This window comes from Rhodophyticola sp. SM2404 (assembly GCF_053570515.1).
On the sequence record NZ_JBSEDL010000002.1, the window covers coordinates 391,083 to 405,921 of the forward strand.

The 14,839-nt window shown below is 56.0% G+C and carries 23 protein-coding genes; all 23 read right to left on the reverse strand.

Annotated elements, in window-relative coordinates; all coding sequences use genetic code 11:
• Positions 1 to 5: 5 nt before the first annotated feature.
• The 23 genes from rpsH to ACTYEO_RS05020 all read right to left on the reverse strand — a co-directional run bounded on the left by rpsH (position 6) and on the right by ACTYEO_RS05020 (position 14,716).
• On the reverse strand, positions 6 to 398 hold the full coding sequence (gene rpsH, locus ACTYEO_RS04910; RefSeq protein WP_449322589.1) for a 30S ribosomal protein S8: 393 nt from the start codon (positions 396 to 398) through the stop codon (positions 6 to 8).
• 11 nt (positions 399 to 409) lie between these two features.
• Positions 410 to 715 carry a 30S ribosomal protein S14 gene (gene rpsN / locus ACTYEO_RS04915; protein WP_449322590.1) on the reverse strand — a complete coding sequence of 102 codons (306 nt, stop codon included), beginning with the start codon at positions 713 to 715 and terminating at the stop codon, positions 410 to 412.
• Positions 716 to 735: 20 nt separating this feature from the next.
• Positions 736 to 1,299 carry a 50S ribosomal protein L5 gene (rplE, locus tag ACTYEO_RS04920; protein WP_449322591.1) on the reverse strand — a complete coding sequence of 188 codons (564 nt, stop codon included), beginning with the start codon at positions 1,297 to 1,299 and terminating at the stop codon, positions 736 to 738.
• A complete protein-coding gene (gene rplX, locus ACTYEO_RS04925; protein ID WP_449322592.1) occupies positions 1,299 to 1,604 on the reverse strand; it encodes a 50S ribosomal protein L24 in 306 nt (101 codons plus the stop codon). The genes rplE and rplX overlap by 1 nt, the downstream gene beginning before the upstream one ends.
• 1 nt (position 1,605) lies before the next feature.
• Positions 1,606 to 1,974 (reverse strand): 50S ribosomal protein L14, encoded by a 369-nt coding sequence (rplN, locus tag ACTYEO_RS04930; protein ID WP_449322593.1) that lies wholly within the window; start codon positions 1,972 to 1,974, stop codon positions 1,606 to 1,608.
• Between the two features lie 78 nt (positions 1,975 to 2,052).
• On the reverse strand, positions 2,053 to 2,283 hold the full coding sequence (rpsQ, locus tag ACTYEO_RS04935) for a 30S ribosomal protein S17 (protein ID WP_449322594.1): 231 nt from the start codon (positions 2,281 to 2,283) through the stop codon (positions 2,053 to 2,055).
• Positions 2,283 to 2,492 (reverse strand): 50S ribosomal protein L29, encoded by a 210-nt coding sequence (rpmC, locus tag ACTYEO_RS04940; RefSeq protein ID WP_449322595.1) that lies wholly within the window; start codon positions 2,490 to 2,492, stop codon positions 2,283 to 2,285. Before rpmC ends, rpsQ begins: the two co-directional genes overlap by 1 nt.
• Positions 2,493 to 2,670: 178 nt before the next feature.
• Complete coding sequence (locus ACTYEO_RS04945) at positions 2,671 to 3,294, reverse strand: TIGR02466 family protein (RefSeq protein WP_449322596.1); 624 nt, start codon at positions 3,292 to 3,294, stop codon at positions 2,671 to 2,673.
• A gap of 109 nt (positions 3,295 to 3,403) precedes the next feature.
• Entirely contained in the window at positions 3,404 to 3,817 is a 414-nt protein-coding gene (rplP, locus tag ACTYEO_RS04950; protein ID WP_449322597.1) for a 50S ribosomal protein L16, read from the reverse strand.
• Between the two features lie 12 nt (positions 3,818 to 3,829).
• A complete protein-coding gene (gene rpsC / locus ACTYEO_RS04955) occupies positions 3,830 to 4,537 on the reverse strand; it encodes a 30S ribosomal protein S3 (protein ID WP_449322598.1) in 708 nt (235 codons plus the stop codon).
• Positions 4,537 to 4,917 (reverse strand): 50S ribosomal protein L22, encoded by a 381-nt coding sequence (gene rplV, locus ACTYEO_RS04960; protein WP_449322599.1) that lies wholly within the window; start codon positions 4,915 to 4,917, stop codon positions 4,537 to 4,539. The genes rpsC and rplV overlap by 1 nt, the downstream gene beginning before the upstream one ends.
• Positions 4,918 to 4,920: 3 nt before the next feature.
• Positions 4,921 to 5,199 (reverse strand): 30S ribosomal protein S19, encoded by a 279-nt coding sequence (gene rpsS / locus ACTYEO_RS04965; RefSeq protein ID WP_011453714.1) that lies wholly within the window; start codon positions 5,197 to 5,199, stop codon positions 4,921 to 4,923.
• Between the two features lie 3 nt (positions 5,200 to 5,202).
• Positions 5,203 to 6,045, reverse strand: coding sequence for a 50S ribosomal protein L2 (rplB, locus tag ACTYEO_RS04970; protein WP_449322600.1), 843 nt, complete (start codon positions 6,043 to 6,045; stop codon positions 5,203 to 5,205).
• A 127-nt stretch (positions 6,046 to 6,172) separates the two neighbouring features.
• Positions 6,173 to 6,469: a 50S ribosomal protein L23 gene (locus ACTYEO_RS04975; RefSeq protein WP_449322601.1), complete on the reverse strand. Its 297-nt coding sequence runs from the start codon at positions 6,467 to 6,469 to the stop codon at positions 6,173 to 6,175.
• Positions 6,466 to 7,086: a 50S ribosomal protein L4 gene (gene rplD, locus ACTYEO_RS04980; protein ID WP_449322602.1), complete on the reverse strand. Its 621-nt coding sequence runs from the start codon at positions 7,084 to 7,086 to the stop codon at positions 6,466 to 6,468. Before rplD ends, ACTYEO_RS04975 begins: the two co-directional genes overlap by 4 nt.
• Positions 7,086 to 7,823, reverse strand: coding sequence for a 50S ribosomal protein L3 (gene rplC, locus ACTYEO_RS04985; RefSeq protein ID WP_449322603.1), 738 nt, complete (start codon positions 7,821 to 7,823; stop codon positions 7,086 to 7,088). Before rplC ends, rplD begins: the two co-directional genes overlap by 1 nt.
• A 14-nt stretch (positions 7,824 to 7,837) precedes the next feature.
• Positions 7,838 to 8,152 carry a 30S ribosomal protein S10 gene (gene rpsJ, locus ACTYEO_RS04990; RefSeq protein ID WP_449322604.1) on the reverse strand — a complete coding sequence of 105 codons (315 nt, stop codon included), beginning with the start codon at positions 8,150 to 8,152 and terminating at the stop codon, positions 7,838 to 7,840.
• Positions 8,153 to 8,259: 107 nt separating this feature from the next.
• Complete coding sequence (gene tuf / locus ACTYEO_RS04995) at positions 8,260 to 9,435, reverse strand: elongation factor Tu (RefSeq protein WP_449322605.1); 1,176 nt, start codon at positions 9,433 to 9,435, stop codon at positions 8,260 to 8,262.
• An 84-nt stretch (positions 9,436 to 9,519) separates the two neighbouring features.
• Positions 9,520 to 11,640 carry an elongation factor G gene (gene fusA / locus ACTYEO_RS05000; RefSeq protein WP_449322606.1) on the reverse strand — a complete coding sequence of 707 codons (2,121 nt, stop codon included), beginning with the start codon at positions 11,638 to 11,640 and terminating at the stop codon, positions 9,520 to 9,522.
• Positions 11,641 to 11,667: 27 nt separating this feature from the next.
• The gene (gene rpsG, locus ACTYEO_RS05005; RefSeq protein ID WP_449322607.1) at positions 11,668 to 12,138 is read right to left on the reverse strand and encodes a 30S ribosomal protein S7; all 471 of its coding nucleotides are present in this window, start codon (positions 12,136 to 12,138) and stop codon (positions 11,668 to 11,670) included.
• 12 nt (positions 12,139 to 12,150) lie between these two features.
• Positions 12,151 to 12,522, reverse strand: a complete 372-nt coding sequence (gene rpsL, locus ACTYEO_RS05010) for a 30S ribosomal protein S12 (RefSeq protein ID WP_449322608.1) — start codon at positions 12,520 to 12,522, stop codon at positions 12,151 to 12,153.
• A 341-nt stretch (positions 12,523 to 12,863) separates the two neighbouring features.
• Positions 12,864 to 13,781, reverse strand: coding sequence for a DMT family transporter (locus ACTYEO_RS05015; RefSeq protein WP_449322609.1), 918 nt, complete (start codon positions 13,779 to 13,781; stop codon positions 12,864 to 12,866).
• A 35-nt stretch (positions 13,782 to 13,816) separates the two neighbouring features.
• Positions 13,817 to 14,716 carry a glycosyltransferase gene (locus ACTYEO_RS05020; RefSeq protein ID WP_449322610.1) on the reverse strand — a complete coding sequence of 300 codons (900 nt, stop codon included), beginning with the start codon at positions 14,714 to 14,716 and terminating at the stop codon, positions 13,817 to 13,819.
• Positions 14,717 to 14,839 lie beyond the last annotated feature (123 nt).

Consider the following 14,839-nt stretch of genomic DNA (forward strand, 5'->3'; position numbering starts at 1 on the left):
TCTCCTTAGAACACGGTGCAGAGCACTTCGCCGCCGACATTGGCCTGACGAGCATTCGCATCGGACATCACACCTTTGGAGGTGGATACGATGGAAACGCCGAGACCCTGACGGACTTGCGGAATGTCCTGCACGCTCATGTAAACGCGACGACCGGGTTTAGATACGCGCTTGATTTCGCGGATCACCGGAGTGCCTTCATAGTATTTCAGGCTGATTTCAATGGCGGGGTGGCCATTGGCATCGGTTGTGCGCTCGTAGCCACGAATGTAGCCTTCATCAAGCAACACATCGAGTACCCAAGCACGTACCTTAGATGCGGGCGTCATCACTGTGGATTTGCCACGCATTTGAGAGTTACGGATACGGGTGAGCATATCACCTAGAGGATCGTTCATCGTATGACCTCCTACCAGCTCGACTTTACCATGCCGGGGATCTGACCATTCGAGGCCAGTTCACGCAGCATGATACGCGACATTTTTAGCTTGCGGTAATACGCCTTGGGGCGACCGGTCAGCTGGCAACGGTTATGAAGACGAGTAGCGGAGCTGTTACGAGGCAGTTTCGCCAGTTTAAGGCGGGCCTTGAAACGCTCTTCCATCGGCTTCGATTCATCTTTCGCGATTTCTTTAAGTGCCGCGCGCTTGGTGGCGTACTTATCCACCAGCTTTTGGCGCTTAACTTCGCGTGCGACCATGGACTTTTTAGCCATTGTTCATTCTCCTCCCGCGATCACGAGTTGAAAGGCATGTTGAAATGCTTCAACAGCGCCTTCGCTTCCGCGTCGGTCTTCGCGGTGGTGCAGATGATGATATCCATGCCCCAAACCTCATCGACTTTGTCGAATTCGATTTCTGGGAATACGATATGCTCTTTCATGCCCATGGCGTAGTTGCCACGGCCATCGAACGACTTACCCGAAACGCCACGGAAGTCACGGATGCGAGGCATCGCGATCGTTGTGAGGCGGTCGAGGAATTCATACATGCGGTCGCCGCGCAGTGTGACCTTGGTACCAAGGGGCATTTCCTCACGAACGCGGAAGCCAGCGATGGACTTCTTTGCTTTGGTGACGACAGCCAATTGGCCAGCGATGGCGGTCAGATCTTCCTGAGCCGACTTCACTTTCTTGGAGTCACGAACTGCTTCAGCACCAGCGCCGATGTTCAGGACGATTTTGTCCAGACGCGGGATCTGCATGTCGTTTTTGTAGCCGAACTCTTCTTTCATGGCAGCGCGGATGCTGTCCTTGAAAGCGGCCTTCAGGCGTGGGGTATAATTTGCTGTATCCAACATTAGACCACATCCCCCGTTGTCTTGGCGAAACGCACTTTCTTGCCGTCTTCAGTTTTGAAGCCGACGCGTGTGGCTTTGCCATTGGCGTCCAGAAGAGCCAAGTTCGACAGAGCGATTGGCATGGCTTTTGGAATGCGGCCACCCTGATCTGTCTGACTTTGGCGTGTGTGACGGATGGCAATATTGATGCCTTCCACGACGGCCTTGTTATCCGCAGGCAATACGCGCGAAATCTCGCCCTGCTTGCCTTTGTCTTTGCCGGCCAAAACGACGACCTTGTCGCCTTTTTTCAACTTAGCAGCCATCTTACAGCACCTCCGGCGCGAGCGAGATGATCTTCATGAAGTTCTTGGCGCGAAGCTCACGAACAACTGGCCCGAAGATACGGGTGCCCATAGGCTCGTTGCTGTTGTTGAGGATCACTGCCGCATTCCGGTCAAAACGGATTGCGGTGCCGTCTTCACGACGAACTTCTTTAGCGGTGCGTACGACGACGGCCTTACGGACGTCACCTTTCTTTACGCGACCACGTGGGATGGCTTCTTTCACGGAAACGACGATGATATCACCCACCGAAGCGTATTTCCGCTTGGAACCACCCAGAACCTTGATGCACTGAACACGGCGAGCGCCGCTGTTGTCAGCAACATCCAGATTAGTCTGCATCTGGATCATAGAGTTTCTCCCGACCTTGAGGGCCACCTTGCAGTTAGGACGTGGACCCCCGGGTTTCGATAAACTGTTGGCTACCGCTTAGCTTGCGATAACTTCCCAGCGTTTCGTCTTCGACATTGGCGCACATTCCTGAATGCGGACTGTATCGCCAACCTTGAACTGGTTATCCGCGTCATGTGCGCGGTATTTCTTCGACTTCCGGATCGTCTTTTGAAGAACCGGATGCTTGAAACGACGCTCAACCGAGACGGTTACGGTCTGTGCGTTGGCGTCGGATGTAACGGTACCTTGCAGGATACGTTTGGGCATTAGTTGGCCTCCCCTGCGGCGGCAGTTGCCTTTTCGTTCAGAATTGTCAGGACACGAGCAGCCTCGCGCTTGACGTTGCGCATACGCGCAGTGTTTTCGAGCTGGCCTGTGGCCTGCTGGAAGCGGAGGTTGAAGGCCTCCTTCTTGAGCACGAGCAGCTGATCACGCAGCTGGTCGGGCGTCTTATCACGCAGTTCTTGGGCGTTCATCGCCTTATTTCCTTTCAACATCACCGGAGGGCCCACAAAGCGGGTCACCCTGATTCCAGTGGAGTAGGTGAATGAAGGGGCCGTATAGGCCTGCTATTGCTACTTGGCAAGCGATTTTCGTGAATCATTTCCGAGCGGTGTCAAGCGCCACCCGCAAGACAGGAGGATTACGCCCCCCCTAGCCTTCCCATGAATAGTTAAAGCTCACGCTCACGCGGTCATCCTCGTCCATATTCATCGGCACTTCATGGCGCAGCCAGCTTTCCCACAACAGAACATCGCCCGTCTCGGGATTGGGGTAGATGAAGGCCCGCAATTCATCACGCGCATCCTTGCGGCGGTTGGGGGCCGCCATCATCATGGCGTGGCGCGGATCTTCCAGCTTGATGGAACGTGCATTGGGGGGAACCTGCACATAGGTCGTGCCCGAAATCACCGAATGAGGGTGGATATGACTGGTATGAATCCCGCCCTCGGGCAGAATATTGATCCAGATATCTTCCAGCTTTAGCGCGCGACCATCGAGATCGAATTCCAAATCCTCCACGAAACGCGCCACATGCGCATCAAGGGCCTCAACCACGGAGGCAAAGATTGGAAAGCGCCAAGGCAGATCGGTCAGCGACGCATAGGAGGTATAGCCAGGAAAGCCGTTTTCCTCACACCAATCCTGCCCTGCTTCATCATCCTCGGCGATGGAAAAACAGGAGGCGGATAGCTCGTCATCATCAATCTTTGGACCAAGCTCGGACAGCTTGGCGTGATACAGACGCGTCGCGAAAAGGGATTTGATATTGGCCATGGTGAAAACCTATTCGGGAAGGGATTGTGCTGCAATAAGCAAAGAAAAAGCCCCCAGAAACTCTGGAGGCTTTTGAATTCTTGGCGACAGGCGCCCGCGTGATGCGGACTTACCAGTCTTCGCGAACGACTGTGCGTGTCTTCACCGGAAGCTTCATCGCGGCAAGGCGCAGGGCCTCACGTGCGATTGGCTCGGATACACCGTCAATCTCGAACATAACGCGGCCTGGCTTGACCTTGCATGCCCAGTAATCAACGGAACCCTTACCTTTACCCATACGAACTTCGACGGGCTTGGAGGTTACCGGAGTATCTGGGAAAATGCGGATCCAGACACGACCCTGACGCTTCATGTGACGCGTCATGGCACGACGTGCAGCTTCGATCTGACGTGCAGTTACACGCTCAGGCTGAAGAGCCTTCAGGCCAAAGGTGCCAAAGTTGAGGTCAGACCCGCCCTTTGCCAGACCTTTAATACGGCCCTTTTGCATCTTGCGGAATTTAGTGCGCTTTGGTTGCAGCATCTTTCAAACTCCTCAGCGATCACGGCGGGGACGCGACGGACCACCACCTTCTTGAAGCTCAGCCGAACGACGATCACGTGCAGCAGGATCATGCTCCATGATCTCGCCTTTGAAGATCCACGTTTTGATACCGATGATACCATAAGGTGTCATGGCTTCAGCATGTGCATAATCGATATCGGCACGCAGGGTGTGGAGTGGCACGCGGCCCTCACGGTACCATTCGGTCCGCGCGATTTCCGCGCCGCCAAGACGGCCCGCAACATTCACACGAATACCGAGCGAACCCATACGCATTGCGTTCTGCACGGCGCGCTTCATGGCACGACGGAAGGACACACGACGCTCGAGCTGCTGAGCAATCGATTCAGCGACAAGCTGAGCATCAAGCTCGGGCTTGCGCACTTCAACGATGTTCAGGTGCAATTCACTGTCGGTCATTGCCGCCAGCTTCTTGCGAAGCGTCTCGATGTCTGCACCTTTTTTGCCGATGATCACACCAGGACGAGCGGTGTGGACCGTAACGCGGCATTTGCGGTGAGGACGTTCGATGATGACCTTCGAAACACCTGCTTGCTTGCATTCAACAGCAATGAATTCACGCATACGGATATCTTCAAGCAGAAGATTACCGTAATCCTTCGTGTCGGCATACCAGCGGCTGTCCCAGGTGCGGTTCACCTGCAGGCGCATGCCAATCGGATTGACCTTATGACCCATTACGCTTGCTCCTCGACCTGGCGAACTTTGATGGTGAGTTCCGAGAACGGCTTGTGGATACGCCCGAACCGGCCACGTGCACGCGGACGACCGCGCTTCATGATCAGGTTCTTGCCCACGAAGGCCTCGGCGACGACGAGTTCGTCAACATCAAGGTTGTGGTTGTTTTCAGCATTGGCGATTGCCGATTGCAGGCACTTCTTCACATCGATCGCGATACGCTTGTTCGAGAAGGTCAGCGCGGTAAGCGCTTTCTCGACCTTCTTGCCGCGGATCAATTGAGCGACGAGGTTCAGTTTCTGCGGGCTTGTGCGCAGCATGCGCAGCTTTGCCATCGCTTCGTTATCCGCCACGCGGCGGGGATTTTTATCCTTGCCCATGGCTTACTTCCTCTTAGCTTTTTTGTCAGCCGCGTGACCGTAATAGGTGCGCGTCGGCGAATATTCCCCGAACTTCTGGCCGATCATATCCTCGGTCACATTGACCGGAATATGTTTGCGACCATTGTAGACCCCAAAGGTGAGGCCCACGAACTGGGGAAGGATGGTGGAGCGGCGCGACCAGATCTTGATGACCTCATTGCGACCGGATTCCTTCGATTTTTCTGCCTTTTTGAGGACGTAAGAGTCGACAAAAGGACCTTTCCAAACAGAGCGAGACATGTCTTAGCGCCCTTTCTTCTTGGCGTGACGCGAGCGGATGATAAGCTTCTGAGACGCCTTGTTCTTGTCGCGGGTGCGGCGACCCTTGGTGTCCTTACCCCAAGGCGTAACCGGCGTACGGCCACCCGAGGTACGACCTTCACCACCACCATGCGGGTGATCGATCGGGTTCATTGCAACACCACGAACGGAAGGACGCTTGCCCATGTGACGGACACGGCCAGCCTTACCGAGGTTCTGGTTCGAGTTGTCAGGGTTCGACACGGCACCAACAGTGGCCATGCATTCCTGACGCACCAGACGCAGCTCGCCCGAAGACAAACGAATCTGAGCGTAGCCGCCATCACGGCCAACGAACTGAGCATAAGTGCCTGCGGCGCGGGCGATCTGGCCGCCTTTACCTGGCTTAAGCTCGATATTGTGGACAATCGTCCCGATAGGCAGACCCGAGAAGGGCATCGCGTTGCCGGGCTTGATGTCTGCCTTTGCGGAGGCAACCACCTTATCACCAACTGCGAGACGCTGTGGTGCGAGGATATAGGTTTGTTCGCCATCTTCGTATTTCACGAGGGCGATAAACGCTGTCCGGTTGGGATCGTATTCAATCCGCTCTACCGTTGCCGATACATCGAACTTGGTACGCTTGAAATCTACGATACGATAGAGACGCTTCGCGCCACCGCCGCGGCGGCGTGCTGTGATCCGTCCGGTATTGTTCCGGCCGCCTTTTTTGGTCAGACCCTCAGTGAGGGACTTAACCGGGCGACCTTTCCAAAGCTCCGAACGGTCGATCAGAACCAGCCCACGCTGGCCCGGCGTCGTCGGTTTATACGACTTGAGTGCCATGCTTTCTGTCTTCCGTTGCTTTGCGGGGGGTAAGCCCCGTTAGGTGAAGGGCCCCCGAAAGGTCCCCGAATCTCAGTAAAAGCGACGGCCCCGATCAAGATCGGGGCCGAAGTGATGCCGTCCTCTATTAGAGGCCAGTAGTGACGTCAATGGTGTTACCCTCTTCGAGCGTAACATATGCTTTTTTGACATCCTTGCGTGTGCCCGCGATACCGCGGAAACGCTTGTTCTTACCCTTGGTGATTGTGGTGTTAACCGCTTTCACCTTTACACCAAACAGGCTTTCAACAGCCTCTTTGATCTGGGGTTTGTTCGCATCGATCGCGACTTCAAAAACAACCGCTCCGTTTTCGGAGACCATGGTCGCTTTTTCCGTGATGATCGGCTTGCGAACAACGTCGTAATGCTCAGGCTTCGTGCTCATTTCAGTCGAGCCTCCAGTGCTTCAACACCCGCTTTGGTGATCACGAGTGTGTCACGCTTGAGGATGTCATAAACGTTGGCACCCATTGTCGGCAGCACATCGAGACCTTCGATGTTCTGGGCCGCACGGGCGAAGTTTGCGTCAACCGCCGCACCATCGATGATCAATGCACGCTTCCAGCCGAGATCCTTGATCTGCTTGGCCAGAACGCTGGTCTTGGCTTCTGCCAAGGCCGCATTGTCGATGATGACCAGCTCACCTGCCGCAACCTTTGCCGAAAGCGCGTGCTTCAGGCCAAGTTTACGGAACTTTTTGGTCAGCTCGTGGCCGTGGCTACGCGGGGTTGGACCCTTGTAGATACCGCCCTTACGGAAGATCGGCGCGTTACGGTCACCGTGGCGTGCGCCGCCGGTGCCCTTTTGGCGATAGATCTTCTTGGTCGAATAGCTGGTCTCGGAACGGGTCTTGACCTTGTGGGTGCCAGCTTGCGCATTGTTGCGCTGCCAGCGGACCACACGGTGCAGGATGTCCACGCGGGGCTCCAGACCGAAGATGTCGTCGCCGAGATCTACGGAACCGGCTTTACCACCGTCCAATTTGATGACGTCGAGTTTCATTATTCCTCACCTCCCTCGGCGGGTGCCTCTTGTACCGGAGCTTCGGCAACAGGGGCAGCGGCGGATTTCAGAGCAGCAGGCAGAACCGCGTTCTCGGGGAACGGCTTCTTGACTGCATCCTTGACGGTCACCCAACCACCTTTGGAGCCGGGAACGGCGCCTTTGACCATGATCAAGCCACGGTCGGTGTCGGTGCGCACAACCTGAAGGTTCTGCGTGGTAACACGGGCAGCACCCATGTGACCGGCCATCTTCTTGCCTTTGAAAACACGGCCAGGGTCTTGACACTGACCTGTGGAGCCATGCGAACGGTGGCTGATCGAAACACCATGCGATGCACGAAGGCCGCCGAAGTTGTGACGCTTCATCGCGCCGGCAAAACCTTTACCGATCGATGTGCCTGCCACGTCAACGAATTGACCTTCAAAGTAATGGTCGGCGGTGATCTCTTCACCAACGCCAATCAGGTTTTCGGGGTCTACACGGAATTCAACCAGCTTACGCTTGGGCTCAACCTTTGCGGCGGCGAAGTGACCGCGCATAGGGGCCGAAACGCGCTTGACCTTGGCCGCGCCTGCACCAAGCTGAACAGCTGTATAGCCATCCTTCTCAGGGGTGCGCTGCGACACGACCTGAAGGCCGTCAAGCTGCAGAACGGTGACAGGAACCTGACGACCGTCTTCCATGAACAACCGGGTCATGCCCAGTTTCTTTGCGATAATTCCAGAGCGCAACATCTACATGCCCTCCCTTAGACCTTGATCTCGACATCCACGCCGGCGGCGAGGTCGAGCTTCATCAGCGCGTCCACCGTCTGCGGGGTCGGATCAACGATGTCCAAGAGACGCTTGTGGGTACGGATTTCCCACTGGTCACGGCTCTTTTTGTCGATATGGGGTCCACGCAGAACGGTGAACTTTTCAATCTTGTTCGGCAGCGGGATGGGCCCGCGAACCTGTGCGCCAGTCCGCTTGGCGGTGCTGACGATTTCCTGAGTGCTGGCATCCAGCACACGGTAATCAAACGCCTTCAGGCGGATGCGGATATTTTGGCTTTGTGCGGCCATAATCATAATCCTTTACGATTGAGAGGAGGGGCAGGATTTAACTCCACCCCTCGTCGAACCGGTTTCAAGTAGCGCAAGGGCACAGAACGCGCCCTTGCGAATTCAGATCACTCGATGATCTTAGATACGACGCCGGCGCCGACTGTGCGGCCACCTTCGCGGATCGCGAAGCGCAGGCCGTCTTCCATGGCGATGGGAGCGATCAGCTCAACACCGAAGGAGACGTTGTCGCCTGGCATAACCATTTCCGTGCCCTCAGCCAGCTGAACAGTGCCAGTGACGTCGGTGGTGCGGAAGTAGAACTGTGGACGATAGTTCGCGAAGAATGGCGTGTGACGGCCACCTTCCTCTTTGGTGAGGATATAGGCTTCTGCTTCGAACTTCGTGTGCGGCTTAACCGAACCAGGCTTACAAAGAACCTGACCACGCTCAACACCTTCACGGTCAACACCGCGAAGAAGTGCACCGATATTGTCGCCCGCTTCACCGCGATCAAGCAGCTTGCGGAACATTTCAACACCAGTACAGGTCGTCTTGGTCGTGTCACGGATGCCAACGATTTCGATCTCGTCGCCAACATTGATCACGCCACGCTCAACACGGCCAGTCACAACAGTACCACGACCAGAGATCGAGAATACGTCTTCGATTGGCATCAGGAACGGCAGGTCAACTGCACGTGCCGGTGTCGGGATATAGGTGTCAACAGCTTCGAGAAGCTCACGGATCGAGTTCTCACCAATCTCAGCGTCACGCTCTTCCATCGCCGCCAGAGCAGAGCCCTTAACGATTGGGATATCGTCGCCAGGATACTCATAGGAGGTCAGCAGTTCACGGATTTCCATCTCGACGAGCTCGAGAAGCTCTTCGTCGTCAACCTGATCAACCTTGTTCATGTAAACAACCATGTAGGGAATACCCACCTGGCGGCCGAGAAGGATGTGCTCACGGGTCTGGGGCATAGGGCCGTCAGCCGCGTTCACAACGAGGATCGCACCATCCATCTGAGCCGCACCAGTGATCATGTTCTTCACATAGTCAGCGTGGCCAGGGCAGTCGACATGCGCGTAGTGGCGTGCCTCGGTCTCGTACTCAACGTGAGCCGTCGAGATCGTGATGCCGCGTGCTTTTTCCTCAGGCGCACCATCAATCTGGTCATATGCCTGGAAATCACCGAAATACTTCGTAATCGCCGCCGTCAGTGTCGTCTTGCCATGGTCAACGTGACCAATCGTGCCGATGTTAACGTGCGGTTTCGTACGTTCAAACTTTTCCTTTGCCATGATGGCCTCCTTATCTTCTCGGGGTGACGGATATTTCCGCCCTACGTTGTGGTGGGTAGGGCGGGGGTTACCCCGCCACCCGTCTTATGCGAATTTCGCTTGAATCTCGTCCGAGATATTGTTCGGAACGGGTTCGTAATGGTCGAATTGCATCGTGAACTGCGCGCGGCCCGAAGACATGGAACGCAGGGTGTTGATGTAGCCGAACATATTGGCCAGTGGCACAAAGGCGTCGATCGCGATGGCGTTGCCACGTGTATCTTGACCCTGAACCTGACCGCGACGTGATGTAAGGTCACCGATGATGCCACCAGTGTAATCCTCAGGCGTGATAACCTCGACCTTCATGATAGGCTCGAGCAGTTTCGCACCCGCTTTGCGCATCCCTTCACGCATGCCCATACGGGCTGCGATTTCGAATGCGAGGACGCTGGAGTCCACGTCGTGGAACTTACCGTCGACCAAGGCCACTTTGAAATCGATCACGGGGAAGCCAGCGAGAGGGCCGCTATCCATGACGGACTTGATGCCTTTTTCAACACCAGGGATGTATTCCTTTGGAACAGCACCACCAACGATGCGGCTTTCGAAGGAATACCCCTCACCAGGCTCGGTTGGCGTGATGATAAGCTTGACCTCGGCGTATTGACCCGAACCACCCGACTGCTTCTTATGCGTGTAGGTGTGCTCGACTTCATGGCCGATTGTTTCACGGTAAGCCACCTGTGGCGCACCGATATTCGCTTCAACTTTGAACTCGCGCTTCATGCGGTCGACAAGAATGTCGAGGTGCAATTCGCCCATGCCCTTCATGATGGTCTGGCCCGATTCGATATCGGTTTCGACGCGGAAGGATGGGTCCTCGGCCGCAAGACGCTGAAGAGCCAATGCCATCTTCTCTTGGTCGGCCTTTGTTTTCGGCTCAACCGCGATCTCGATTACGGGATCAGGGAAGGTCATCGTTTCCAGAACAACCGGATCAGCTTTGTCGCAAAGCGTGTCACCTGTTGTTGTGTTCTTCAGACCACCAAGCGCGATGATGTCGCCCGCGAAGGCCTCATCGATTTCTTCGCGATTGTTGGAGTGCATCATCATCATCCGGCCAACACGCTCGTTATTCCCTTTGGTGGAATTGATCATGTTGTCGCCTTTCCTGAGTTGCCCAGAATAGATCCGAACAAACGTCAAGGAGCCAACGAAGGGGTCGTTCATGATTTTGAACGCAAGGCCAGAGAAGGCCATGTTATCGTCAGCGCGGCGTGGGATGTTACGGGTTTCCGTCTCATCGCCAGGCTTGAAGCCCATATAGTCAACCACGTCGAGCGGGCTCGGCAGATAGTCGATCACAGCATTCAACAGAGGCTGAACGCCTTTGTTCTTGAACGCGGAACCACCAAGGACAGGAACGAAAGCCATCGCCAATGTGCCCTTGCGCAGCAAAGCACGCAGGGTTGGAACATCAGGCTCGGCCGCGTCCATCAGGTACGCTTCCATCGCATCATCGTCCATTTCGACCGCGGCTTCGATCATCTTGCCGCGCCACTCAGTCGCCATGTCTTTGAGGCTGTCGCGGATCGGTGCTTTGATCCAGGACGCGCCCAAATCTTCACCCTGCCACAGCCACTCTTCCATGGTCACGAGGTCGATCAGACCCTCAAGCTCGGTCTCGGCACCGATTGGGATACCGACAGGAACGGCACGCGCGCCAGTGCGGTCTTCAATCATGCGAACGCAGTTGAAGAAGTCAGCGCCGATTTTGTCCATCTTGTTGACGAAAACCATGCGCGGAACTTTGTAGCGGTCAGCCTGACGCCAAACAGTCTCGGTCTGAGGCTCAACACCCGCGTTGGCGTCGAGAACACAAACCGCACCATCGAGAACCGCCAAAGAACGCTCAACTTCAATTGTGAAGTCAACGTGGCCAGGGGTGTCGATGATGTTCAGACGGTGCTTTTCCGAGTCAGGCGTTTTACCATCTTCGGTCCGCTCCCAGAACGTGGTCGTCGCAGCCGAGGTAATGGTGATACCACGTTCCTGCTCCTGCTCCATCCAGTCCATTGTCGCAGCGCCATCATGCACTTCGCCAATATTGTGGGATTTGCCTGTGTAAAACAGAATCCGCTCGGAACAGGTGGTCTTGCCCGCATCAATGTGGGCCATGATCCCGAAGTTCCGGTAACGTTCGAGGGGATAATCGCGTGCCATGGGAGTGTCCTCAGGCTAAAATTGAAATTACCAGCGGTAATGGCTGAACGCTTTGTTCGCGTCGGCCATTTTATGCGTGTCTTCGCGCTTCTTCACTGCCGAGCCGCGAGCGTTCACGGCGTCGACCAATTCACCGGCCAGACGTTCTTCCATAGTGTTCTCGTTGCGGGAGCGGGCTGCTTTGATCAGCCAGCGGATCGCAAGCGCTTCACGACGCTCAGGGCGCACTTCGACAGGAACCTGATAGGTTGCACCACCAACACGACGCGAACGAACTTCGACGGACGGTTTGATGTTGTCGAGCGCTTCGTGGAAAACTTCCACAGGAGCGCGCTTAAGGCGGCCTTCAACGCGATCGAATGCGTTATAGACGATGGTTTCTGCGATCGATTTCTTACCATCGATCATCAGGTTATTCATGAATTTCGTCAGGACACGATCACCAAACTTGGCATCGGGCAGGACTTCGCGTTTTTCCGCGCTGTGACGACGGGACATGTGTGTATCCTCTTACTTCGGACGCTTGGCGCCGTATTTCGAACGACGCTGGCGACGATCCTTGACGCCTTGCGTATCGAGCACACCACGCAGGATGTGATAGCGCACACCGGGAAGGTCTTTTACACGACCGCCGCGGATCAGAACCACAGAGTGTTCCTGAAGGTTGTGGCTCTCACCAGGGATGTAGCTGATGACTTCAAAGCCGTTGGTCAGGCGAACCTTCGCAACTTTCCGCATAGCGGAGTTCGGCTTCTTTGGCGTCGTTGTATAGACGCGTGTGCATACGCCCCGCTTTTGGGGGCAGGATTCCAAGTGTTGCGACTTGGAGCGCTTGATTTTTGGCTGCCGCGGTTTGCGGATCAGCTGCTGAATAGTAGGCATTCGGTTCCCCGTCTTGCTCTCTCATGTACGATGACGGCTTCGCAGGCACGAATACGCCAAAACCGCATGCGTCCCTTCCCTACCTGGAGGACGCCGCGGCGGTTGTCTCAGAGGATCGGGGCGCATAAGGCCCGGATCGTGACCACTCAAATCTGTATCGCTGACAAACAGGTATGAAATACCCCTGCCAGATGGCGCGGTGTATAGGAGGAGTCGCCGGGGCTGTCAACAGCGGCTGGGACCCCTTTCTCGAATGGGGTCCGATAGGCGCAAAACAGCACGCGATATTCGCCTCTCCTCCCCCAAACAATACCCCACAAATGCGGCCTATTTGTTTGGCGTCACTCGGCTTTTGGGTCACGCGCGCCAGATGACAAGGCCGAGGCCGCCGCCGTAGCCGTTGGCGAGGCAGGTGTCCGCGCCAAATGCCGCGCCACGCGTCTTTCGCGCAGGATCGTGAACAGGCCTGTGGCAACGACAATCCCGCCGCCAATCATGGTCAGCGCATTCGGCCAATCCCCGAAGACCAAGAACCCCAACATCAAGGCCCAGATAAGGGAGGTATAGCGGAAAGGCGCAACCGCCCCGATATCGCCCACGCGCATCGTCATGATAGAAAAGACATAGCCCCCGATAATGAAGATAGACGCCCCGATAATCAGCATGACCGTCTGCGCGTCGGGCATGGCCCATGTCTCACGAATGGAAAGCAACCCACCCAGAACAGCCACCGCTGCCGCCGTGATCACCGCCACGCTCATGGACGGCACGCTTGCGCTGAAGCGGCGCGTCACAAGATCACGGATGGTCACCATAATCACCGCAAGAAACGCAACTAGGGAATAGATGCTGAACCCATCCGTTCCGGGTTGGATGATGAGCATCACACCCACAAAACCAACGAGAATGGCCAACATTCGCCGCCAGCCGACAGGTTCGCGCAGGAAAAGATACGCGGCCAGCGTGACGGTCAAAGGCAAGGCGGCAAGGATCGCCGATATATTGGCAATCGGCATATTCACCAAGGCAATGGTAAAGGCGACCATCGCGCCAAGCTCAGCCGCGGTGCGCCAGAAAACGCGGGGGCGATCTTCGCGCGGGATCGCAAAGCTCAACTGCCCCATGGCGCGCACGACGATCAGCATCAGCAGGGTTGTCAGGATCCCTCGCAAGAACACGATCTGGAACAGGGGGATCGATTGGGCCGCCAGTTTCACCAAGGCATCGTTCAGCGTGAAACACGCCATGCTGCCAGACATGAACAACGCGCCTCTGAGATTGGGGCTCACCGTGATTACTCCTCGACGAAGGGCTCCGGTGGTCCATCCTCCGGTTCTTCTTCCTCTATACTCATTGGATCGTCGCGCAAGCGCCGCATCATATTGATGAGCTTCACAGGCTCGAGGCCGAAGCGGTCCCGCATCAGGGTTTTGGCGTGATGATCGGTCATAGGCTCCGCGCCCGGAGGCACGGATCGGTCACTGTCATTATGGCCATGCAGGGTGCGGATGAACATCATATCGGTCGGGTCCATCCAGCTGCGCACATGGGCGGCCACTTTGCGGTGGTTCCAGCGAAACATATTGGTTTGGGTTTCCACGGGCGTGATCATCGCACTGGCCAAGCCAAGCGGCCCGATTTCGCTGAATTCATGGAAAGGGGCCGCGTCATTTTCCATGTCCCAGTAAAGCCCGCGATGGAAGGCAATCACCGCGTTATGTTCGTGATCGGCCCACCCCATTTCCAGAAAATGATCGGCCAGCTCACGGGTCTTGGCGATATAGTCAATCGCAACGGCATCATCATCATCCATCCGGAAACCCGTCATGAATTCTGATTTGCGGTCCCATCCCCGCTTATAGGCGCGGCGCGTTGAATTCAGCGGCCCTGCGGCTTCCAAAGTGCACACCTGAAGGAAGGGGTAGATTTCCATAAGGTTCTTGAGCCTGCGCCGCCATTTGAAAGGCATTGTATCGGCGATAAGCGCCACAAATTTAAAATCCTGATCGGTTTGCGCAGCCAGTGAAGGCAGGCAGATATTCTCGAAAAAGAAGAAGCGCTGGCGCATGCGGGTGGGGTCATAAAGCATCGCCTCCAATTCCCACAGCTCCTGCTGCGAGGCGCTGAAGCCGCCGAAGCCTGCATAGGAGAAGCGGCATACGCCGACGATCTGATTGCTGATCGGTTTTCCCATGACTGCCCTTTGGTTCCTGCCTGCAGGCCAACACTAGGCGAAACTTGATCGCGGGGGAATCCCCCCTGCCCTTTGCGTTGCGCAGGCCCAAAAGAAAACCGCCCCGCTGATCTGTCAGCGGGG